A 25,264-nucleotide genomic window follows, 5' to 3' on the forward strand; every position below is an offset into this window, starting at 1 on the left:
GGCCTACGCTTATTGTTAACAGCTTGCGCATACTTTACTTTTTCTTTTTTAAGACAATCTGCTCTGCCTGTTTCTTTACGATCAGGTCAAAAAACTCACGCAATGTGCTATAATCCTCGGGCTCAAAATTAGCTTTGCTCATACTTATGCGACAGCGCAACTGTATATGATTTTCCTGTTGCTGAATAAGATACTGAAATTGTCCTTCATGATCATTGAAGTTCGCGATGGTGGGTTTGGGTAATTCGTCTACCACATACCCTTCCGGCACATCCATGTTAAAAGAATACACTTCATCAGATACGTTATTCATTTCCACCGGAAATTTACGTTCCATTGATTTAAAAGGGTTGTTTTTATAGGCTTCTCCCAGCATCGGGTTGATGTATAATACATCTTCATTACCCAGCTGCATTTTAAATTCGTACTTCACCATCACCGGTGATTCCAGCTCTTTCAAGTCTTCTACCTCTTTATTTGACAGTTCCATGTCGCCGGTATATCCTTTCACGACTTCTTTAAAGTATTCCTCCTGGCTTTTCTCTTTAATCTTGGTACGTACGTTATAGGATTCAAAATACGTAGGTCGTTGCATGAAGGAACCGTTGATGGAACCATTTTCTATTTTGCCTAACATTACGCTGGTGAATTTCTGTTCTTTCAGCGAATCTGCGCCCAGGAAAACAGGCGTGGCAAAATCATCCACTGTTCTGGCTGCGCCGTTGTAGCAGGCTGGTGGTAATTTACAGAAGCCCATCAGCGGTTCTGACGCATCCAGGGTAATGTATCCATCTCCCAGGTTTACACTGGCAATTACATAGTTGAAGCGGGTATACAGCGGATAAAACTGGTACACATAACCATTGCCGCGGGTACTGAGTATTACGGGTGAAGCGAAGAGTCCTGCTTTTTTCAACATGGCTACCAGCAGGATATTTATTTCCGCCACATTTCCATTCTTTGAACTGAAAACAGTTTTCAGTGATCTTTTCATCCACAATGCGCGGTGACCGGTACAGGTAAAGTTATCCCGTACCCAGGTAAATATCTTCTGCGCTTTTTCCTTGTTTGTTTTGGCATCTTTTACCAGGTCTTCTACGGTATTAGCCAGGAAGCCGTTATTATTATCAAGTGCCCCGGCCATTTCAGGATCTTTCAACATATCCTTCATCAGGTCTTCCCAGGTACTCTGCACTGGTTTGCGTGGCTGATCGGGCCAGTTGTAGGCCGACAACTGAAACTCTACCCGGTTAATATAGTTATCCGTGGTGGTGATAAAACTTTCATCATGAATAGCTGGTACATCTTTCAATGCCCATCTGTAGGTAGTGATATTGGGTGTCACGGTCACCATTTGAGTAGGACCGCCGGCACCGCGTGATTCATCACGGAAAGTAAAAGTAGAACGACTGAAATCTTTTGTCTTTACCACATACTTTTCATATCCCTGTGGGATAAGCATATAGTCAAAATACTCAGGAATGGACACACTGTACTCGCTCCACAGGCGTGGATACTCGCCCTGAAAGTCCCAGGCCCGCAGGTGGCGGTAATATGGCGAAGCAATGGTATAGGTATATTCTATGATAGTTCCTTCTTTTACGGCAGGCAGGGTAAATTTCTTTACCAGCAGCGCCTTATCCTGTTTATCACTGAACACATTTTTGCTCTCCATTTTAGTTTCTACCACTTCACCATTTTCCAGGTTATAGGCGGAGGCTTTCAGGTTCAGCAATTTCTCTTCCTGTGTTTCGGTTTTGTATAGCGGCACCTCTACAGTAGCCACGTCGTAGCCGTTTTTGTCAACGATTTTAAAGCGGCGGTGAACTTTATACACCAATCGCAGATCATTTCCATCAGATTCAAAAACAGAGGACCCAATTTCGCCGAGCACAATGGCGTGGGCTCCTGTGTCTTGTTCAAATTTCTTTTCGATGAATTCTTCTTTTGAAATTTTTCCGAATTTCATTTTAACTCCCTCCTGAGCAACCGCACAAAGGGAAAACAAACTGCTTACCAGGCAGGTGAGCATAACAAGGGTATAACGCATACAGTTAAATAGCATAAGGGATAATATGCAGGGCTAAGGTATAAAAATTCACGTAATTTCGCTGTAATGACGCATACTTTATTCATAAAAGAGCTGGCAAAAGAATTGGGATTTGATCACTGCGGCATTGCGAAAGCGGTGCAACTAGATGATGACGCGCGCCGGCTGGAAACCTGGCTGAATAAGGGTATGCACGGCAACATGCAATATATGGAGAACCATTTCGACAAGCGGATAGACCCCCGTAAGCTGGTAGATGGTGCCCAATCGGTAATTACGCTGTTGTTTAACTATTTTCCTTCCAAGCTGCAGCGCGAGGATGCGCCGCGCATTTCCAAGTATGCTTACGGACATGATTATCATGAGGTCATCCGGGCCAGGTTGAAAACGATGTTACTGCGCATGCAGGAACGTATCGGTCCCGTGCAGGGACGTGGGTTTGTGGACTCAGCGCCGGTATTGGAACGTGCCTGGGCCAGGCGTAGTGGTCTTGGCTGGATAGGAAAAAACGGGAACCTGATCCACAAACAGGCGGGTTCATTTTTCTTCATTGCCACCCTCATTACAGATATTGAACTGGAGTATGATGGCCCTGTGGCCGACTATTGCGGATCCTGTACCCGCTGCCTGGATGCCTGTCCTACAGAAGCACTGGTAGCGCCGGGAGTGGTAGATGGCAGTAAATGTATTTCTTACTTTACGATAGAGCTGAAGGATCAGCTGATACCTGATAAGATGAAGGGACAGTTTGACGACTGGATGTTTGGTTGTGATACCTGTCAGGACGTATGTCCATGGAATCGTTTCTCAAAGTCACACCAGGAGGCGGAATTTACGCCGGTGCCGGCCATCCTCAACTTTTCTACCCGGGATTGGGAAGAGCTGACAGAAGAAGCTTTTAAAAACATCTTCCGCCACTCTCCCCTTAAGCGAAGCAAGTTTGCCGGTATCCGGAGAAATCTTGACTTCTTAAGCCGTTAGCCATTAGTTTTTAGCTATTAGGGAAATGCAGCGGAGTACATAGTTTGTTAATCTCCGCTGCATTTCCCTAATAGCTAAAAGCTAATGGCTAACAGCTGAAAAATGGCTAACAGCTGAAACAATCCATCGCGTGAAGTCTGCTGCTGCTTCGGCGTTTTGGTAAGATGATGGCAATCTCTTTCCATCTACATATTCGTTGTAAAACCAGGGGTCTCCTACAGCAAACACCGTTCCTTTACCTACCCGCGCTTTCGCCATGATAACGTATTGGCCATCTTTGAATACTGCCCGGGCAGGAGATTTTAGTTTGAGGGTAGACAATTCCTTGATGTATACTTTTCTTCCGGTCTTAAAGATCTCATGGCCGGGAGGGATATTGAATGTTCCCTGCTCCCAGTTCTTTCCCTGTACCCGGTTGCGGCTGTCGCCATTAAAATGGATACCGAATTTTTCACTCAGCTTATTGAAATGGTCAAATTCTGCGTTGGCAGAGTCATTCTCCATCAATACCAATACGCCACCGGCTTTTACCCAATTAAAAATGACCGTAGCATCCTTTTCATTCATATAGTTGGGATGGGGAGATTCCTTTTCCGTATCCGGGTCAATGATCATGTAGATATCGGTTTTCTGCAGATTGGCCGCGGTGGGCGCTTCCAGCAGGCTATCTCTTTTTACTCCTAATGAGTCAAAAATGTCGCCCCAGATGGAAATACCGCCGTTATCCGTTTCATTCCAGATGTAATGCCACCGAACGGGGTTGCCGGCTTTGTCGGGTTTAAATTCGTTGTTGTAGTAGTAGTCGAGGGTTACGGTGAGTCCCTTTCCGGGCTGTTGCTGGGCCATGGCAGTCAGTGCCAGCCCACATAACAACATCATACTTATTGTAATACGCTTCATGGATTTTCAGATTGACAAAAAAGTACTCAATAATATTTAAAGATTATAGCGGACTACGAATGAAATTATCTTGTACCGGAAAAAAGGTCATTCATGGCGGATTTCCATTTTTTTTTAAATATTGTTTGCTAATTTCTTGACAATCGTTTTACCTTCACCTACTTTTGTATGGCAAGAGGCTGGCTACCCCAATAAAATCGCAAACATCACTTATTATATACCGGTTATGCCGGACAATTAGCTGATTAACTTTTTATGGACCTGAGTGCCATAACGTGGAATTTTAGCAATAAAGGTCGAATTCTTTCGACCTTTCTTTGTTTATAACCGTTTTGTACTATATTGTTGCGCCTTTATAATTGTCAAACTAACAATTTTCAACCAAGGGATGTGTACATGCGGAAGAGGCTCTTCATATTCACTTTTTTAATACTGCTTACAACGCTCACGCGGGCGCAAACCCTCACCTATCAGTTCAACCGGATTGATATTAACCAGGGCTTGTCCAATAATCAGGTAAACTGTATATTCAGAGACAGCACCGGTTTCATGTGGATCAGCACCGTATCTGGCCTGAACCGGTTTGACGGATATCATTTTACGGTATACCAGCATGATTTGCGCGACAGCACTTCCGTGTCAGATAATAATATAGGTAAAATCATGGCGGGTCCCGGGCAGCAGCTCTGGATCCAAACCCGCACCGGCATTAACATATACCAGCCACAAACCGCAAAATTTAACCGGCACCCTGAAACGCTCCTGCAGCAATGGGGCATTCCGGGTAGCGTATTGACAGACATCGTAAAAGACAGGGCCGGACAATGCTGGTTCCTCCATCCTACTGCTGGTATTTTTATGGTAGATACCAATAACAAGTCACTATCGTTGGTACATACGGCGGATAGTTCCAGCATTGCCACCAATAGCGTTTCCGCCATGGTACAGAATAAAGCAGGCGACTACTGGCTGCTGCATAGCAGCGGTATCCTGGAAAAAATGGATGCCCGCAGCCACCGGATCGTGTACCGAAACCATACCCTCGTAAAACCGGAACATCCGGTTACCGCCTGGAACATGGTCACCGACAACGATGGCGACCTTTGGATATTCCCTAATAATGAAGACAATGGTGTTTACTATTTCGCCGTGAGTGATCGCACCTTCCGTCATATTGATCAGGCTACCCCGGGGTTGGCACTGAACAATAATATTGTCAGGGGTATTGTTCCCGATAATAACGGACAGATCTGGATAGGCACAGATCATGGGGGCATCAATATTATTGATAAGAAAGCCCAAAGCATCCGGTACATTCAGAATATCAACGAAGATAACCGCAGCCTGAGCCAGAACAGCATCACCACGATGTATAAAGACAATACCGGTATTATATGGATAGGCACTTTTAAAAAAGGACTGAACTACTACCATGAAAACATGGTAAAGTTCCCGCTCTTTCAATACCAGGCGTATAGCCGTAACAGTTTACCTTATAACGATGTGAACCGCTTTGTGGAAGACGCCAGCCATAACCTATGGATAGGTACCAACGGCGGTGGACTGATCTATTATGACCGCAACCGGAATACTTTTACCCAATACCGTCATGACGCCGGCAACGCCAATAGTATATCCGGTAACGTTATTGTTAGCCTGTGGATAGACCATCGCCAGCAACTATGGGTGGGCACCTATTTCGGGGGCCTCGACCGGTTTGATGGTCATCAGTTTATCCATTACAAGCATGACCCTAAAGACAGTAGCAGCATCAGTGACAACAGCATCTGGGAAGTGCTGGAAGACAAAAACCACCAGCTCTGGGTTGGCACCCTCAATGGCGGTCTTAACAGGATGGACCCTGTAACACAACAGTTCCGGCACTTTCAGCAGGAAGTGCCTTCCAAATATATTTCCGCGCTGCTCGAAGACAAAGCAGGCAACCTGTGGATCGGAACTTCCGAAGGACTGGATGTAAGAAACCCAATAACAGGTGCCTTTAAACACTACAGCAATATTCCTTCCGCAAGAGGAAGCCTGAGTCATAATAACGTAGTCTGTATTTTCCAGGATAGCCAGGACCGCATATGGGTCGGCACCCGAGAGGGATTGGATCTTTTTAACCCTAAAGACAACAGCTTCCATACACTCCGTAAAGAAGACGGGCTGCCCGATAATTCTATCCTGAATATCCTGGAAGCGAACGATCATAGTATATGGATGAGCACACCCAATGGATTGTCTAACATGACCATTCATCCGGCAACTAACGGCAAAGGGCCTGCGTATTCATTCAAAAACTATGACGAATCTGATGGTTTACAGGGCAAGGAGTTTAATGAAAATGCCGCATTGAAAACAAGTCGCGGTGAGCTGATATTTGGTGGTGGCAACGGTTTTAACATCTTCTATCCCAATACAATTGCTGTCAATAAAAACATACCACCGGTTGTATTAACCGATCTGCAGATATTTAATAAAAGCATTCTCCCTGGTGAAAAAATCAATGGCAGAATACTACTCACTTCCGCTATATCTGAAACACGCAGTATTACCCTGAAGTATGGTGAAAATGTTTTTTCACTGGAATTTGCCTCCCTGAATTATTTCCATCCGGAGAAAAACAGGTACGCTTATATACTGGAAGGTTTTAACAAAGAATGGTTGTATACCGATGGCCTGCAACGGAAGGCCACCTTTACCAACCTTGATCCGGGAGTGTATACCTTCCGGGTAAAAGCTTCAAATAATGATGGCATCTGGAATGACACCGGGCTTACCTTGCAAATCCGGGTACTACCACCTTTCTGGAAAACATGGCCGGCCTTCCTTTGCTATGCCCTCCTGATATTGGGAGCATTATTGCTGGCCCGCAGGATTATCCAGGAAAGGGAAAGGCTGAAGTTCAGGATGGAGCAACAAACACAGGAAGCCGCACGAATGCATGAACTGGATGTCCTGAAAATACGCTTCTTTACCAATGTCAGTCATGAGTTCAGAACACCACTCAGTCTTATTATTACGCCCCTGGAAAAGATCATCCGGCAAACGACTGAAGGAAATTTAAAAGGGCAGCTGGAACTGATGCAAAGAAATGCCAGGCGCCTGCTTAACCTCGTGAACCAGTTACTTGACTTCCGTAAAATGGAAGTACAGGAAATAAAACTACATACCACCGAAGGTGATATCATTGGTTTTATAAAAGAACTAACCGCTTCCTTTTCTGACCTGTCCGACAAAAAGCATATACAGCTTGCCTTTCAGAGTAATGTACAAGAACTGAAGATGCTGTACGATGCAGATAAAATAGAGAAGATCCTCTTTAACCTGCTTTCCAATGCATTTAAATTTACCCCGGAACAAGGTAGTATATCCGTTCATGTTAGCTACCAGGCAGCTGCAACACAACTGGAAATAGCGGTGAAAGATAACGGCATCGGTATTCCACTGGAAAAACAGGATCATATCTTTGAACGCTTCTTCCAACATGAAGTACCTGCTTCCATGGTGAACCAGGGCAGTGGGATTGGTTTATCCATTACCCGTGAATTTGTAAAAATGCATGGGGGAAGTATCAGCGTAGACAGTGCCCCGGAAATGGGTAGTTGCTTCACTGTGCTGCTGCCCGTAAAAGCGGCAACGACGTTGGTACCGGGCGCTGTGCAGGAAACAATAAATAATATCCCGACTATAACACCTTCCACCCCTATCAGTAGCAGCAGCAAAAAGCCGGTGATCCTGCTGGTAGAAGACAACGAAGATTTTCGCTTCTACCTTAAAGACAACCTGGGACAATATTTCCAGATCATAGAAGCCGAAAACGGGATGGTTGCCTGGAAGTTATTACAGCATACCCTCCCCCATCTGATTGTGAGTGATATATCGATGCCTGAAATGGATGGACTGGAACTATGTAAGAAAGTCCGTGCACAGCAACGCACAGCACACCTTCCTATTGTATTGCTTACTGCCCGGGCAGAAGAGGCCCAGCAACTGGAAGCCCTCGAAACCGGCGCGTCTGATTATATTACCAAGCCGTTTAATTTTGAAGTATTATTGTCCCGTATAAAAAACATTATCTCCCAGCAATCCTCCTTACGGAAAACCTTCCAGCAGCATATAGAGGCACATCCCAGTGAGGTGGCTATTTCTTCCGCTGATGAACAGTTTATCCAACAGGCATTACAGATTGTAGAGAAGAATATCTCCAATCCTGACTTTTCTGTAGAAGAACTAAGTCGTGCTTTGTTTATGAGCCGGGTATCTGTTTACAAGAAAATTTTAGCACTCACCGGCAGGTCGCCCATTGAATTTATCCGGAGTATACGTTTAAAACGAGCAGCCCAACTGCTGGAGAAGAGTCAGCTAACAGTGGCGGAAGTGGCCTATGAAGTAGGTTTCAACAACCCGAAATATTTTACCAAATATTTTAAGATGGAGTATAATGTACTGCCATCTGTATATGGGAAAAAGAAATAATACCCTACTTCAAAAGTACATCGCCTTCTAAAACAACAAATCTGCCCTATTAAATAACGAAATGCTACCCCTCCCTCCCAGGGGCAATGGATAATTTTGCCGGATTGATTATTAAATTTGTTTATGCTCAAGCACAACTTTAAGAAAAGCAACCGGCTGTATCTGTTGATCGAAATCCTGCTATACTGCTTGATCACCATCTCTCTCATAGGGTTATTGTTGTTATAACCTGTTTAAAACCAAGCGCATCCCCCTTACCTGATTAACATTTTATGCCCTAACCGGCATCATTCTGCTACCCTGCGATTGCCTGTGGTTAACATAATCACCCTATATCTAAAACATACCGCTACCCTGTGATTCCGCGTGTCCGTTTATTTTTGTTTTCACACGTTCTGAAGTAAACACGTTTTGAAATAAGACCACACGTACCACAAACAACCACGTTCAATCAAGGAAAAAATCCGTTTAGATATGCAGATAAATAGGGCGATACCGTTCGTACTAATGACGCTTCTTACTTCCTGGTGTTATGCCGGCCAGGTAGATAAGCTGGCAGATGGCCTGGTGATACATTTAAAACAACCCACACCAAATGGTGCCAAACAGGTGAGATTACAAGTGGTATCAGACAAAGTGATCCATGTAACCGCCACACCCGGGGACCGCTTCGATGGCACCCCCAGCCTGATGGCAGTAGATATAAAAGGGAATACCGTAAAATGGGATACAGAAGAACGCAACGAAACAGTGGTATTAAAGACGGCCAGTCTTTCTGCTACCGTCGCTCTTAATACCGGTGAAGTAGTTTTCCGCGACAACGCCGGACATATTATACTACAGGAACAAACAGGTGGTGGTAAACACTTTACCCCCGTTACCATCGACAACAAACAATTATACCGCATACAACAGGCGTTCGAATCTCCTGCCGGTGAAGCCTTTTATGGTTTGGGCCAGCACCAGACCGGCTTAATGAATTACAAAGGACAGGATGTAGACCTCACCCAGTACAACTCTGTGGCCGCCGTCCCTTTTGTAATATCCAACCACAACTATGGCATTTTATGGGATAACTATTCCATTACCCGTTTCGGAGATGAGCGCCCATACCAACAAATGTCTGCCTTACACTTAACATCTGCAGAAGGGAAAGCCGGTGGTTTAACCGCTACCTATGGCGACCGCTATAACAATACCGTGTATGTAAAAGCAGTGGAAGATAAAATTGACTACGAGTTCCTCGACCGCCTGGCCAATCTCCCGGCGGCTTTCCCGATGGTAAAAGGGAAAGTGACCTGGGAAGGAACCATGAATGCAGATGAAAACGGTGAGTATAAATTCTTCATGACCACCTCCGGATATACCAAAGTATGGATAGATGGACAGTTAAAGCTGAACAGGTGGCGCGAAAGCTGGAATCCGGGTGCTTCCGTATTCCGTCATGCACTTAAGAAAGGTCAGCCTGCTACTATTAAAGTGGAGTGGATACCGGAAACTTCTCAATCCTTCATTTCCCTCAAATTCCTTTCTCCTACGCCGGCAGCTGCAGCAGATAAGATGAAGCTGACTTCTGAAGCTGCCGAAAAAATTGACTACTACTTTATGTACGGTCAGAATATGGATGAAGTAATCAGTGGCTACCGGCAGGTAACTGGTAAAGCCACCCTGGTACCACGCTGGGCTTTGGGTTTCTGGCAGAGCCGGGAGCGTTACAAAACACAGGATGAAATAGAAAATACAGTAGCTGAATTCCGCAAACGCAAAATTCCGCTGGATAATATTGTGCTGGACTGGAGTTACTGGAAACAGGATGAATGGGGCAGTCAACAGTTTGATCCGGCACGTTTTCCTGATCCGGCAGGGCTGATCAGGCGTCTCCATGAAAAGTACCATGCCAACTTCATGATTTCTGTATGGCCTAAATTTTATGAAGGGATAGATAATTACAAATTATTCGACAGCAAAAACTGGTTATACAAACAGAACATCAAAAACAGGCAGCGCGACTGGATTGGTAACGGTTACGTATCTACGTTTTATGATGCTTTCAACCCGGAAGCCCGTAAGCTTTTCTGGAATCTGATCAACAAAAATTTGTTCAGCAAGGGCATAGATGCCTGGTGGCTGGATGCTACAGAGCCGGACATCCTGTCTAACTCCTCTATAGATGAGCGTAAGACATTGATGAATCCTACGGCTATGGGATCTTCCACACAATACTTCAATACTTATGCCCTGCTAAATGCCAAAGGTATTTACGATGGTCAGCGCGCCACCAAACCCGGCCAACGTGTATTCATCCTTACCCGTTCTGCTTATGCCGGTTTACAGCGCTATGCTGCAGCTACCTGGAGTGGTGACATTGCCGCTACGTTTGAAGAAATGGGCAGACAAATACCTGCCGGATTAAATTTCTGTATGTCTGGTTTACCTTACTGGACTACAGATATCGGTGGCTTCTTTGTGGAAGATAAATACGACAAACCTAACCCACAGGGGCCTGCACTGGAAGAATGGAGAGAACTGAATACCCGTTGGTTTCAGTATGGTGCCTTCTGCCCGCTGTTCCGCTCTCATGGGCAATATCCTTATCGTGAAATGTTTAACATAGCGCCAGACAGCAGTGTTGCGTACCAGTCTATGCTTTACTATGATCAACTGCGTTACCGCCTGTTGCCTTACATCTACTCACTGGCGGGCAGTACTTACCATCACGACTATACGATTATGCGTGGATTACCGATGGATTTCGGGCAAGATACTGCCGTGCTGAATATCCGTGATCAATATATGTTCGGGCCTTCTCTGCTGGTAAACCCGGTTACACAGTACCAGGCGCGCAGCCGGGAATTGTATCTGCCGGCGGGCAATGGCTGGTATGATTTCTATACCGGTGTATATCAGTCTGGCGGACRGCACATCACAGCCACAGCACCTTTGTCGCGGATGCCTTTGTATGTTAAAGAAGGCGCTATACTGCCTATAGGTCCGGCTTTACAATATACCAATGAACGTAAAGCAGATACTATACAGTTATATGTATATACTGGTAAAGACGGTGACTTTAGTTTGTATGAAGATGAAAACAATAACTATCAATACGAAAAAGGCGCATACAGTAATATCTCTTTCCACTGGGATGACGCAGCACAAACATTGAGCATAGGAAAACGGGCAGGTAGCTTTCCAGGCATGCTACAACAGCGTTACTTCCGCGTAACATTTGTGAGCAAGCAAACGCCTGCAGGTCCGGATCTCAGAAATAAGACAGATAAGATTACATCATATAATGGAATAGCAAAAACGGTCCGGGCCATCTGACCTGGACCAACTTATTCAACTGTTGAATAATCCAATCAAACATATACATTATTCAAACTCCTCTGCCTAAATAAAACACGTTAAACATGAAAATCTGGTACACTATCAGTCATTTTTTTCCACGGCAATCTGTCTTACGGACACTTGCAGTATGCAGCCTGGCTGTTGCGCCTCCCGCGTTACAAGCCGCTGCAAATAACGGGAAGGCATATACCCATCCTGTAAAACAAACCATCACGGGCAAGGTACTGGATGCTAAAGACGGTTCTCCCCTGCCAGGTGTAAATATTCTAGTAAAAGGTACCACCCGCGGCGCTGTTACCGGTGCGGATGGCGCCTTCAGTTTATCTGCAGATGCCGGTGAAATGCTGGTAGTTTCGCTGGTAGGCTTTGACAAGGTAGAACTGGCCGCCAAAGCCGGTGCTCCCATGGTGATACGCTTAGCATCGGCATCCACCGGTTTAGAGGAACTGGTGGTAATAGGTTATGGTGCACAGAAGAAAAAAGTGCTGACCGGTGCTACCGTACATTTAAACACAGAAGACCTGGTAAAGAATCACAGTGTGAGCGTAGAGCAATCATTGCAGGGGCAGGTGCCCGGTGTGCAGGTTACCTCCAACTCCGGACAACCTGGTGATGCCATGAAGTTTACCATCCGTGGTATTGGCACCAACGGTAATTCCAGACCGCTTTTCATAGTAGATGGTTTTCCGGTGGATGACATCTCCTATATAAACCCATCCGACATTGCCAGCGTGGATGTATTGAAAGATGCCGCCTCCACAGCTATTTATGGTACCCGTGCCGCGAATGGACTGGTGATGATTACCACTAAAAAAGGACGGTCCGGAAAAATGAGCGTCAGCTTTGACGCCTCTTACGGATTACAGAATCCGGCACGTAAACTGGATCTGCTGGATGCACAACAGTATGCCAATATTATGAATGAAGCCGCCATCAACTCCGGCGCCGTTCCTATTTATTCCCCAGACTCTATTGCTAAACTGGGTAAAGGCACCGACTGGCAAAAAGCAGCTACTATAAAAAATGCACCTATTCAAAATTATAGCCTGAGTCTTTCCGGCGGTAACGAACATTCCATTTTTTCCTCTTCCCTCTCCTACCAGGGACAGCAGGGCGTCATGGGATTACCTGGTAAGTCTAATTTCGAAAGAACGTCGTTGCGCCTTAACTCAGAACATAAGTTATACAAAGACCTGATCAAGGTAGGTGAGAACCTCACGTATGCGCATACACGTCAAAGTGGTATCGGCACCGGTAATATTTACAATAACTCCATTCGGGGCCTATTGAATGCCGATCCTACTTTCCCGGTATATAATGCCGATGGCAGCTATGGCAAAGCTGCCTATGCAGATGAGATCAATCCCATTGGCGCCATTGATTACCTGCAGAATAACAAAAGCATCACCGACAGGATCATTGGTGATATTTATGGAGAAGTGACCATCATAAAAGGGTTGACCTTCCGCACAGATTTTGGCGCCGACATCTCCTATAACTATCTCAATTCTTTTCTGCCGGTATATAACCTGGGTACCAATAACAGTAACGATCACTCCCAGGCCAAACAGGCCATGTACCGCAACCTCGCCTGGAACTGGGATAACACGCTTAACTACCAGTTTACAGCGGGCAAACATAATCTGAACATATTAGCCGGTACTACAGCCAGGAAAAGCGAAGCTTATAATGTAGGCGGCAGCACCACCGATCTGATCATTTCAGATTTTGAACATGCGGTGATCAGCAACGGATTAAATAAAGACACCCGGCAGGTATTCGGTACCCGGAACATGGATGCGCTGCAATCCTATTTCGGACGCGTATTCTATAGCTATGATGAAAAATACCTGCTGACAGCTATCCTGCGTCGGGATGGTTCTACCAAGTTTGGCGCCAACAATCGTTATGGCTACTTTCCTTCTTTTTCAGCGGGATGGATTGCCACCAACGAAAGCTTTCTGCAGGGTATCAGCTGGCTGAACTTCCTGAAGATCCGCGGCGGCTGGGGCAGGAATGGTAATGACAGGATTGCCAGCTTTGCTTACCTGGCCAGCGTTAATTCTACCTACCGCGATTATTATTTTAATGGGGTACAAACCGTTGGCGCCTCTCCTAACAGGATTCCCAATCCTGATCTGAAATGGGAAGTTTCCACGCAGACAGACATTGGATTTGATGCGACCCTGTTTAAAGATGTAACGGTAACATTTGACTGGTACCGTAAACAAACCGGCGACTGGCTGGTAGACGCGCCCATTCCTGCAATCGTAGGTACCGGTGCACCTACCATTAATGGTGGTAACATTGAAAACAAGGGAATTGAGCTGGGCATCAATTACAATCATCAGTTTGGTGAAGTAACTATTGGCATTGGCGGCAACATTGCCTTCAATAAAAATACCGTAGTAGAAATTCCTAACCAGGAAGGTGTGTTGCATCCCTCTTATAACGGCGTGTTATCTTCCAATATGGATGAATACTTCCGGGCGCAGAATGGTATGCCTATCGGCTATTTCTATGGATTAAAAACAGCCGGTATCTTCCAGAATCAGGCAGAAATAGATGCTTATACCAGCAAAGGCGGACAAAAAATACAGCCAGGTGCACAACCCGGAGATGCACGTTTTGTAGACATCAACGGTGATGGCGCGATTACGGGTGATGATAAAACAAAAGTAGGTGATCCCAATCCGAAACAAACCTATGGTATCTCCTTATCTGCCGGCTGGAAAGGGTTTGATCTGTCGGTATTATTGAGTGGTGTGGGTGGCAATGACATCGTAGATGGTACCAGAGCTTATGACCGGTTTATCAATAACTATACAACGGCTGTTTTTGATCGCTGGCACGGAGAAGGTACTTCTAACTCCATGCCCCGTGTAACGCAGAATAATGAAGCCAATCAAAACTATACCCGTTTCTCTGATCTCTATGTACACAATGGTGCGTTTATGCGTATCAAGAGTATCAACATCGGATATGATTTTAAGAAAACATTATTGAAACATGTTCCTATACAACAGTTCAGACTGTATGTTTCAGGACTGAATGTATTTACGTTTACGCATTACCGCGGGCTTGATCCGGAAGTAGGTTATGGTATTGACTCCTGGTCTTCCGGCACTGATCTTGGCTATTTCCCGCAACCCAGAACCATTTTATTTGGTCTTAATGTTAAATTCTAAACTCCGGCAATCATGAAGAAAATATTTGCAGCAATACTAATCACCGGGTTGATCACTTCCTGTTCTAAAAGTTTCCTGGAAACATTACCCGTAGATGCGGTTACAGAAGAAGACTTCTACAAAACACCTACGGATGCTTTCCAGGCGTTGGTTTCCGCTTACAGTGTATTAAACTGGGATGGTTACGGCAACATTGCCCTGACTTCTGAAATTGCGTCAGACGATTGTTTTGGTGGTGGAGGTGCTTCCGACAATGGCTGGAGTCAATGGGACAAAAGTTTGAAGATGAATGACCTCAACAGTAATGCCTGGACGAAATACTATGCCGGCATTTACCGTGCTAATAAGTTTTTGCAAAAAGTAGGTAACGTTAATTTTAACGGTGACGAGGCTACGAAAAAACGTTACATCGCAGAAGCGCATTTCCTGCGTGCTTACTTTTACTTTGACCTGGTGCGGATGTTTGGTCATGTGCCTTTGCTGACGGCACCACTGGAACCAGGCAACTATAATATTCCACAATCCAGCCCGGACAGTGTGTACATGCTGATCGCCAATGATCTTAAACAGGCGGCTGCTGACCTTGCGCCTACCCCTTACAGCAGTATTCCGGCGGCGGAAAATGGCAGGGCATCCAAATGGGCTGCAGAAGCCTTACTGGGGCGGGTATTCCTTTACTATACCGGGTACTACAATAAGCCGGATATTGCAGGCATCGTTACACAGGCGGATGCCGTTGCGGCGATAGAGGATGTGATCAATAACAGCGGTTATAGCCTGGTACCTAAGTACCAAAACCTGTTCAGAGCATCTGCGGAAAGTACCACTGCCTATGCCGGACAAAACAACCAGGAAGGCATCTTCACCATACAATATACTTACCTGGGTATGGGTGATCAAAGCCAGCAAAATGGTAATCGTATGCAGGTAATGATAGGTATCCGCAGCCAGGTGCTGGCGCCATATTATAAAGGATGGGGCGGCGCCACTGTAAATGAAACCCTGTACCATTCCTTCGCTCCCGGTGACAGCAGGCAAAGCGCTTCCGTCATTTCAATTGTAGGGGAAGGATTTGGAAACACCTTCGTAGTAGGCGATCAGGCACAGTATACGGGCTTCTACTGTAAAAAATACACTCCTTTAAAAGATAAGAATGCCGATGACCTGGGGGGTAGTTTCCAGTGGGACAATTTCGACAATTATATGGTGATCCGTTTTGCCGATGTATTGCTGATGGGGGCAGAGCTTAACCTGACAAGCAATGCAGGTAAAGCACAAGGATACCTTGATCGCGTACGTGACCGTGCATTTGGTGATCAAACGCATCGTATCACGCTGAGCAATAAAGCCCAGATCATGCAAGAGCGCAGACTGGAGCTTTCACTGGAAGGCCAGCGTTACTGGGATTTGTTACGTCAGGGAACAGCTGTGGCGAAGCAGGCAATTGATAACACCTCTTCTAATCCGGCATTCAACATTAGTTTCCGCAGTGAAACAGGTGGGCTGTTTTCCATTCCGGAAACACAGATCAACTTATCTAACGGTACGCTTAAACAAAACACCGGATGGTGATATTGTTCACTTTAAAAATTAAGAAAATGAAACGTCTGCATATATTTTTACTGGGATTAACGGTCGTATTTTTCAATGCCTGCAGTCCTTATGAAGACCGTGTTAAGCCTGCTGATCCGGCAGGCATGCAACTGGATTTCTCCGTGACGCAAACGCCTGGCTATGATAACCAGGTAACATTGGAGAGCAAAACAAAAGGCGTGATTCCTTTCTGGGATTATGGTTTTGGTGTAACTAAAGAAACCAAAGCGGTGGTAATATTACCTTTTGCAGGTGATTTCTATATTAAATATTCCGCCTATGGCAGTGGAGGTCCGAAAACAGATTCTGTAAAAGTGAAGATCAGCGAGAATGATCCGAAATTCTTTTCCAGTAAATTATACGACCTGCTATCCAACAGTGCGGCGGGTAAAACCTGGGTATGGGCAGTAGATGTACCGACTGGCTATTGCTTTGGCAATGGTCCTGGCGATGCGGATAAACCAGCATGGTACACCGTAGGTGCCGCCGGCCTGAAAACGCAGGGAGTGATTGATGATGAGATGAAGTTTGATCTTAACGGGAATGCACATTTTGCAATTACCCATAAGGGCGTTACCACCACTGGTTTCTTTTCATTAGATACGCTGACACAAAAAATAAAGATCAACGGCGCCGATATCAGTTGGGGCAATAACGTTGCCTACAATATTATTAAGCTGAATGAAAATGAGATGACGCTGGTGCAGCAAGGTGATGGCTGGCGTAATATCTGGATGTTCAAGCGGAAAGGTTTTATATTTTAAAAATCCACTTATGGCCCCCGGCGGGAGTTTCCCGCCGGGATTTTTTTAGAATGACGAATTAAAAATTACGAATTACGGATTTGCGAGAAGATGAACGCGGATATCTCTTTTTACATTTCTTTGAAAGATGATCTATGCGAATAATTATAAATAATTAAGACACTCAGTATTAATCAATGCTGTTTTGGTTGTTACCTGTTGCCGGTGCTTTTTAGCTCCGGCTATTTTATGAGTACTCTCACCTCACCGGTCTCCGAACAAATCTGTCAGGTGTGATCCGTAATTCATAATTCGTAATTCGTCATTCTTTTTCCTATCTTTCAAGACACAATGCGACTATGTCATGGAAATTAAAGTTCTGACCGCGCCGGGGCTGGGAAGCTCTGGTCCATTACACTGGCAAACCCTATGGGAACAATCTATACCCGGAACGAAGCGAATCGAGCAAACCGACTGGGATGCGCCGGTTTGCGAACGCTGGGTAGCACAAATAGAGAAAGCTGTTAAAGCTGCAGGCCCGCAGGTTGTCATTGCCGCTCATAGTCTCGCCTGTATCGCGTTGGTACATTGGGCCAGGCAGAGTAAAAGTAAGATTACGGGGGCATTACTGGTAGCACCGGCAGATGCAGAGCGACCGGGATTTCCGGCAGCAGCCGTAGGCTTTACGCCTATTCCTTTAGTGAAGTTGCCTTTTGAAAGTATTATTGTAGCCAGTACCAATGATACTTACTGTTCCCTGGAAAGAGCTGCTTTTTTTGCCAGCCAATGGGGCAGCCGTTTTGTCAATACCGGTGCCAAGGGCCATATTAACAGCGAATCCGGTTTGGGCGAATGGCTGGAAGGACAGAACCTGCTGAAAGAACTGGTTCAAAACTGGCCTACCCTCTGATTGCTTCCTGTCAACAACGTTTAACCTGTAATTTTCACTATTCCTTACCGCTTTTCCACCTCCTGTATTCAATACTTTCCTTTTGCCGGCAAAAAAATATATCTTGGCTCCCTGAAGCTATAACTAAATCGATTTTCTACCTGTGACAATTAACATAAAGATAAAGATACCCGGTAGGGATACGAGGTATGATTGTAGCTACCTTTGCCCCCTTTAAAACAGCAGGTCTTTATTTTTTACCAGAAAAAACAGCATTTTCCAACATACTACTATACAATGAAGAATTTTGTTTCCATTTTGTCAGGCGTGTTGCTGGCAGCCAGTGCAAATGCACAAATAAGACAGTATACCATGGCGGCAGCGCATTCTCATAACGACTATGAGCGGGCTACTCCTTTTTATGCTGCAGCATCTTTACAATTTGGTTCCATTGAGGCAGATGTACACCTGAGAGACGGTATCTTATATGTAGCACACGACGCCAGTGCCATACAGTCTTTCCGCACTTTTAAAGAAATGTACCTGCAACCGGTGCTACGTCAGTTTGCCCTGTATAATGGCAAGCCTTATGCAGAGAACACGCCGATGCAGTTATTGATAGATATTAAAACTGAAGGCACTCCTACCCTGCAGGCATTGCAGGATTTACTGCTGCCCTACAAGCAATATTTCGACAGAAGCACCAACCCTTCCGCAGTGAAACTGGTGATATCCGGTAACCTGCCATCGATAACGGAATGGTCTAAGTTTGACCCTATCTTCTTTTTTGATGGCAGACCCGACAGCGTGTATCCAGCGGCGTTACAGTCCCGTATTGCCATGCTGAGTGTAGACTTTCATAACTATAGTAGCTGGAACGGTAAAGGAACCCTGGTACCGGCAGAATTGAAAAAAGTGACCGAAGTAGTAGATCAGGTACATCAACGCGGATATGCGTTCCGTTTCTGGGGCGCCCCCTCCAGCAGGTCTACCTATTATAAACTGATGGACCTGGGCGTAGACTGGATTGGCACCGATCATCCGGAAGAGTTGTACGATGTTATGCATAATACAACCCGTAACACGGCAGCCAATATGCCGGTGCATCCGGTGTATACACCTACTTATGTATCTGATGCCACGCAGGTGCGTTCCAAAAATGTGATCCTGTTTATCGGCGATGGTACCGGTTTGGCAGAAATGTTTGCGGGTTATACCGGCAACAAAGGAGCGCTCAACATTTTCCAGATGAAACAACTGGGTTTATCCAAAACCCAATCTACCGATAACTACCACACCGATTCCGCCGCCGGTGGTTCTGCCCTGGGCACCGGTTCCAAAACCCATAACCGGGCTATAGGAATGGACAATACCTATGTAGCCATCCCGGTACTCCCTGAAATACTGGCCCCTAAAGGCATTCAGAGTGGTGTGATTGTAACGGAAGAAATTACCGGCGCTACTCCTGCGTCCTTTTATGGTCATACGCCAGACAGGGACAGCACCTACACGCTGAACAAGCAATTGCTTGACAGCAAGCTGCAACTGGCTGTAGGCGGTGGCAGAGAAGAACTGAATAAAGATTTCGGATCCCAGTTAGCTGGTTCCGGCATACAGATATACGACAACCTGGATAACTGGAACACTACTACGAAAAACCGCACCCTGGTTATTCTGAGTGATAAAGTAGTTACTTCTATGCGTAATGGTCGTGGCAATTACCTGAAAACAGCGTTGAAGAAGGCACTGCAACAACTGAATGCTTCCGGCAAAGGATTCTTCTTAATGGTAGAAGGCTCCCGCATAGATCATGGTGGCCATTTCAATGACCTGGATTACCTGGTACGTGAAATGCTCGACTTTGATGATGCCATCGGAGAAGCATTGCGCTTTGCTGACCAGGATAAACAAACCACCGTTATCGTTACTGCCGATCACGAAACCAGCGGTCTTGCACTGATGGATGGTGATATTGCCAAAGGCACCTTACGTGGACACTTTGCCACCAACGACCACACTGGTATTCCTGTGATGGTATTTGCTTATGGCCCCAATTCCAACCTTTTCCGTGGTGTGTACGAGAATAATGAGATCCATGCGAAAATGCTGAAATGTTTCCGCTTGTAATAACCACTATCTTTATAAGCAGTCCCGGTAGCACGAAGCTGCCGGGATTTTTTATGTCCTTTCCAACAATATCATATCCTCTGTCTTACAATTAACGCCGCTCCATTTATCCCATTTTTAGAAATATCCCCTATTTCTTTTTTACTTTTAAAAGCATTTTAAAATTCCGGTTATGTCAGCAAGAATATGGTTGCTGCTTGGAGGCATGTTATGTCTGCACGCAGTGTTTGCACAGGAATCCCAGCGTATTTATCTTTCAGGCACTGATAAAGACCATACCGTCAACTGGGACTTTTATTGTTCCGGCGGACAGCGCAGTGGTAAATGGAGCACCATCCCGGTTCCTTCCAACTGGGAGCAGCAGGGTTTCGGCGGCTATAATTATGGCCACGATAAAGTAAAGGCTGATGAGCAGGGCACTTACCGTTATCGTTTTGCCGCACCGGCCAACTGGCGGCAGCAGCAGGTAAATATTGTTTTCGATGGTGTAATGACGGATGCCGAAGTAAAGGTCAATGGGCGGCTGGCCGGCGCCATACATCAGGGGGGCTTTTACCGGTTCAAATACGACATCAGCTCTTTATTACGTAACGGCAGCAACATGCTGGAAGTAAAGGTCAGTAAGATGTCGGCCAATGCAGGCGTGAACAGGGCCGAACGCAACGGTGATTTCTGGGTACTTGGAGGCATTTATCGGCCCGTTTACCTGGAAGTGAAGCCGTTGGTTCATATAGACAGGATCGCTATCAATGCCACCGCAAACGGCGATTTTTGGGTACAGACTTTTACCAACCAACTGCCGAAAGGCTATTCACTCAGTGCACAGGTATTTACGATGCAGGGCGAGGCCGTACAGGAAGCGGTGAGTATTGCTGCTACTAACGAACAAACCTATACGCTGCAACAGTCTGTACCCCACCCGGCTACCTGGAGTGCGGAGTTCCCCCATCGTTACCGGATGGTGGTGCAGATTAAAAACGGCCACCATGTTATTCACCAGGTAACGCAGCCGTTTGGATTCCGGACCATTGAAATCAGGAAACGGGATGGCATATACGTAAATGATACCAAAGTCATGCTGAAGGGAGTTAACCGCCACAGTGCCTGGCCGGAATCCGGTCGTACGCTGAGTAAGGATATCAGCATACTGGATGTAAACCTCATGAAGGATATGAATATGAATGCCGTGCGGATGTCGCATTATCCGCCGGATGAGCATTTCCTGGAGGTATGTGATTCACTGGGCCTGTTTGTACTGGATGAACTCACCGGATGGCAGGCAGCCTATGACACCGTGGTAGGACGCAGACTGGTGCGGGAGCTGGTGGAAAGAGATGTAAACCATCCTTCTGTTATTTTCTGGGACAATGGCAATGAAGGCGGCTTTAACCGTGCACTGGACGGCGACTACGCTTTATACGATCCCCAACAACGGACCGTATTGCATCCCTGGGAGCGGTACAATGGTTTGGACACCAGACACTATCCCAACTTCAACTACCTGGTTAATTCCAGTTTATACGACTCCGATATTCTGATGCCTACAGAATTCATGCACGGACTGTATGATGGTGGTATGGGCGCCGGTTTACCTGATTTCTGGGAGCGGATGTTGCAGCATCCCCGCTGTGCGGGCGGCTTCCTTTGGGCATTCGCCGATGAAGGTCTGGTACGTACTGACAAGAACGGCATCATAGATACAGACGGGAATCATGCGCCAGACGGTATTGTGGGGCCACACCGGGAAAAAGAAGGCAGCTTTTATGCGATCAAATCTACCTGGTCGCCTGTACATATATCCCTGCCCGTTATATCCGGCAGATTCAATGGCCGGATACCGGTAGAAAACCGTTATGACTACACTTCCCTGGCGCAGTGCCAGTTCAGGTGGCAACTGCTGCGGTTCCCATCTCCCGGAAAAAATACTAAAGCAGATACTATTGCCGGAGGCATTATTCCCTCACCAGACCTGGCACCTCATACCAAAGGCTTTCTGCAGTTAGCACTACCTAACGGATGGCAACAGGCGGATGCGCTTTATGTAACTGCCTGGGATCCTTATGGCCGGGAAATTATTACCCAAAGCTGGCCATTGCAATCACCTGCAAAAGCGCCCAACAGCTTCGTGTCTTCCCTTCAACAGGGTATCACTGTAGCCAACAGTGGAGACACCATGATCATTGATAACGTACATGAGGTGTACTATTTCAGCCGTAGCTCCGGACAGTTGCTGCAACTCACCACTTCTAAAGGAAAGATTTCACTTGGCGGTGGCCCGGTACTGGCGGGTGTGAAGCAGGAGCTGAAGCAATTCAACTGGCAGGAAGACAAAGCGCATGGTGGTGGCAGCCTTACCGTAAAGTATGAAGGTAATGGCTTCCTGCAGCTAACATGGATTTTCAGGCCGGGTGGCTTGCCAGTGCAGCTGGACTACAGCTATAGCATAAAAGGAGAAACGCCCTTTACCGGCATTACTTTCCGCTATCCGGAAGAAAAGGTACAGGGCCTCAGCTGGATGGGCGAAGGGCCTTACCGGGTGTGGAAAAACAGGTTACAGGGGCAGCAGTTTGGCAGCTGGTATAAGGCCTATAACAATACTATTACTGGCGAAAGCTGGGAATATCCTGAATTTAAGGGCTATCATGCCAATGTATACCGGGCAACCTTTCATACCACGGAAGCTGACCTGACTTTTTATACCGGTAACCAGGGTACGTTTCTGCAGGTATTCCACCCACAGCCGCCTAAAGGAGCCAGTAACGACAATACCAATCCGGCGTTTCCGGAAGGCGATATCGGTTTTATGAGTGCCATAGCCCCTATAGGCACCAAGTTCCAGGATGCTGCGCAAATGGGGCCGGAGAGTCAGGGGAATGTGATGTTGAATTACACGCCGGTAAGCGGAAAAATATGGATCGGAGTAGCGGTTAGCCATTAGCTTTTAGCTTTTAGCAAAATGCAGCGAAGAACATGTTATATATGTTTATCTCCGCTGCATTTTGCTAAAAGCTAAAAGCTAATCGCTATTCTCACTTCAAATTTCCCGGATCTGTTACAAAATTCAGGAAAGCATTAAACTTAGCGTTGTATTTACGTTTGTCCAGCTTAAAGTAGAAAGCGCCACGTTTGGAGCTTAGTCTGTCTTTATCTTTCTGCTTGATCAGCAGTCCGGTTGACAATACTTTGCGGCTGAAATTACGCTTATCGAAGGTGACGTCATATACGGCTTCGTAGAGCAACTGTAACTGTGGGATGGTAAATTTCAGGGGCAGCAATTCAAACAGAATGGGGTGTATGGCGGCTTTATAGCGGAGCTTTTCCTGGGCCATCTTCACCATCTCAGTATGGTCGAAGATGAGGTCTGGCAGCTTATCCAGCGCAATCCACTCTGCGTGGTATTCGTCGCTTATCTGTAGTTTAAATTTGTTAATATCTATCAGGGCAAAGTAGGTAATAGATATGGTACGCTCTACGGGGTCACGGGCAGGTTCACCAAAGGCAAACAACTGTTCCATGTATACTCCTTCCAGGCCGGTCAGTTTGTTTAATACACGGGCCGCGGCGGTTTCAAAACTCTCATCTCCCTGCACAAAGCCACCCATCAGGCTCCATTTATTTTTCTGCGGCTCAAATCCGCGTTTGATCAGCAACAGCTTCAACTCTTCCCCATCAAAACCGAAAATGATGCAATCAACTGCTACCAGCATTCTTGATTGCCCTGTATAACGTGTCATACCAGCAATATATTTATATAACCCGGCAATTTATGGTACCCTGCTGACATTAGGAAATTATATTGCAATATTCCCTATTTATACAAACAGCTGTTGCAACACCGGATCAGTGTAATCCGCTACAAAAGCGATGATATTGCTGTATTGCGCAAACTCTTCCCGTGTATGCATGGTGGTTAGCACTACTGCCTGCATCCCTGCATTTAAAGCGGCCTCTACTCCTTTGGGCGCATCTTCAAACACAATACAATCAGCCGGTGCCACACCCAGTAGGGTAGCGCATTTGAGAAATACTTCGGGATCTGGCTTGCTGGTGGTTACCTCATCCGCACTTACCACTGCTTTGAGATAGCGGCGTATATCCAGGTTATCCAATACATAATTGATGTTGAAAGTGTTGGCGGCAGAGCCTATGGCCATGGGAATATGATCTGTGGCGGCCTTTTCAAGGAAAGCCGGCAGACCGGCTATCAGCTCCAGGTGAGGACGGAATGCTTCCTGGTACAGGACTTCTTTCTCATGGGCGATGTCGTGCATCTGTTGTGCCGTAAAATGATCTTTACCAAATACGCGCACCAGGAGTTCTTCATTTTTGCCATACATATGGCTCCTGACTATTTCCCGCGGGAGATTGGCGCCCAGCTTGTTCAACATGTTATACCATCCTTCCAGGTGATATTCCATATCATTGATCATGGTGCCATTCAGGTCAAAAAGAAATGCTTTGTGCTGCCGGGTCATAATGCCTTTTTTTGTAAGGCGCAAAGATACACGGATTTTTTTTGGCCCCCTATTAAAGTGAGCCAGAAAAAATCCGTGACCTGTATTTACTCCAGCAGCTTCTTCAGGCCCGCTTCGTAGCTGGCTATCTCAACAGAAAGCGTGTCTACCAGCGGTTTGCGGCTTTTCTTATCGCCTTCCAGTATAACACCCCATCTTACTACAGATGTATCATCCTTGTCGGGTACAGATTCTACGAGGGCAGTTACCGTAGCATGGGTAATGCCCGCGGGTAAAGGAGATACGATACTGAACACAAAAAACTTGTACGACTCATGCACCTGGTCAATGATATCGCGGCGTTTACGATTATCCGTAAACGTGATATCACGGTAGTGGTTTTCCCCTTCCGTAATGATCTGTACGTCTTTGATGGTACCATTGGAATAATCCTTTACCAGTGGCAGGTTACGGATGGTGCGCCATATTTTTATGGTCGGCGCCTTAATGAC

Annotated in this window: 14 protein-coding genes; 9 read left to right on the forward strand and 5 right to left on the reverse strand. The window is 46.0% G+C overall.

Features of this window, described 5'->3' with window-relative positions; translation table 11 throughout:
- Positions 1-34: 34 nt before the first annotated feature.
- Positions 35-2,050 carry a transglutaminase family protein gene (locus AC1DP6_RS34885; protein ID WP_477059025.1) on the reverse strand — a complete coding sequence of 672 codons (2,016 nt, stop codon included), beginning with the start codon at positions 2,048-2,050 and terminating at the stop codon, positions 35-37.
- Between the two features lie 66 nt (positions 2,051-2,116).
- Between AC1DP6_RS34885 and queG the strand changes: the two genes are divergently transcribed.
- Positions 2,117-3,031, forward strand: coding sequence for a tRNA epoxyqueuosine(34) reductase QueG (queG, locus tag AC1DP6_RS34890; RefSeq protein ID WP_477059026.1), 915 nt, complete (start codon positions 2,117-2,119; stop codon positions 3,029-3,031).
- Between the two features lie 81 nt (positions 3,032-3,112).
- Here the strand turns inward: queG and AC1DP6_RS34895 are convergent, their stop codons facing one another.
- On the reverse strand, positions 3,113-3,931 hold the full coding sequence (locus AC1DP6_RS34895) for a hypothetical protein (protein WP_477059027.1): 819 nt from the start codon (positions 3,929-3,931) through the stop codon (positions 3,113-3,115).
- A gap of 396 nt (positions 3,932-4,327) precedes the next feature.
- Between AC1DP6_RS34895 and AC1DP6_RS34900 the strand changes: the two genes are divergently transcribed.
- The 8 genes from AC1DP6_RS34900 to AC1DP6_RS34935 all read left to right on the forward strand — a co-directional run bounded on the left by AC1DP6_RS34900 (position 4,328) and on the right by AC1DP6_RS34935 (position 23,236).
- Positions 4,328-8,410 carry a two-component regulator propeller domain-containing protein gene (locus AC1DP6_RS34900; protein WP_477059028.1) on the forward strand — a complete coding sequence of 1,361 codons (4,083 nt, stop codon included), beginning with the start codon at positions 4,328-4,330 and terminating at the stop codon, positions 8,408-8,410.
- Positions 8,411-8,884: 474 nt separating this feature from the next.
- Positions 8,885-11,734, forward strand: a complete 2,850-nt coding sequence (locus AC1DP6_RS34905; protein ID WP_477059029.1) for a TIM-barrel domain-containing protein — start codon at positions 8,885-8,887, stop codon at positions 11,732-11,734.
- A gap of 86 nt (positions 11,735-11,820) precedes the next feature.
- The gene (locus tag AC1DP6_RS34910) at positions 11,821-14,946 is read left to right on the forward strand and encodes a SusC/RagA family TonB-linked outer membrane protein (RefSeq protein ID WP_477059030.1); all 3,126 of its coding nucleotides are present in this window, start codon (positions 11,821-11,823) and stop codon (positions 14,944-14,946) included.
- Between the two features lie 12 nt (positions 14,947-14,958).
- The gene (locus AC1DP6_RS34915; RefSeq protein ID WP_477059031.1) at positions 14,959-16,518 is read left to right on the forward strand and encodes a RagB/SusD family nutrient uptake outer membrane protein; all 1,560 of its coding nucleotides are present in this window, start codon (positions 14,959-14,961) and stop codon (positions 16,516-16,518) included.
- A 26-nt stretch (positions 16,519-16,544) separates the two neighbouring features.
- On the forward strand, positions 16,545-17,303 hold the full coding sequence (locus tag AC1DP6_RS34920; protein ID WP_477059032.1) for a hypothetical protein: 759 nt from the start codon (positions 16,545-16,547) through the stop codon (positions 17,301-17,303).
- A 343-nt stretch (positions 17,304-17,646) separates the two neighbouring features.
- The gene (locus AC1DP6_RS34925; protein ID WP_477022675.1) at positions 17,647-18,192 is read left to right on the forward strand and encodes an RBBP9/YdeN family alpha/beta hydrolase; all 546 of its coding nucleotides are present in this window, start codon (positions 17,647-17,649) and stop codon (positions 18,190-18,192) included.
- Between the two features lie 276 nt (positions 18,193-18,468).
- Positions 18,469-20,298 carry an alkaline phosphatase gene (locus AC1DP6_RS34930; RefSeq protein WP_477059033.1) on the forward strand — a complete coding sequence of 610 codons (1,830 nt, stop codon included), beginning with the start codon at positions 18,469-18,471 and terminating at the stop codon, positions 20,296-20,298.
- 172 nt (positions 20,299-20,470) lie between these two features.
- A complete protein-coding gene (locus AC1DP6_RS34935; RefSeq protein WP_477059034.1) occupies positions 20,471-23,236 on the forward strand; it encodes a glycoside hydrolase family 2 protein in 2,766 nt (921 codons plus the stop codon).
- A 91-nt stretch (positions 23,237-23,327) separates the two neighbouring features.
- Here the strand turns inward: AC1DP6_RS34935 and AC1DP6_RS34940 are convergent, their stop codons facing one another.
- The 3 genes from AC1DP6_RS34940 to AC1DP6_RS34950 form a co-directional block, all read right to left on the reverse strand.
- On the reverse strand, positions 23,328-24,032 hold the full coding sequence (locus AC1DP6_RS34940; RefSeq protein ID WP_477059035.1) for an NUDIX hydrolase: 705 nt from the start codon (positions 24,030-24,032) through the stop codon (positions 23,328-23,330).
- A gap of 78 nt (positions 24,033-24,110) precedes the next feature.
- Positions 24,111-24,773 (reverse strand): HAD family hydrolase, encoded by a 663-nt coding sequence (locus AC1DP6_RS34945; protein ID WP_477059037.1) that lies wholly within the window; start codon positions 24,771-24,773, stop codon positions 24,111-24,113.
- Between the two features lie 86 nt (positions 24,774-24,859).
- Positions 24,860-25,264: hypothetical protein (locus tag AC1DP6_RS34950; protein WP_477059036.1), on the reverse strand; the 405-nt coding region annotated here is incomplete at its 5' end.

The sequence above is a fragment of the Chitinophaga sp. 01L420 genome, from assembly GCF_056399985.1.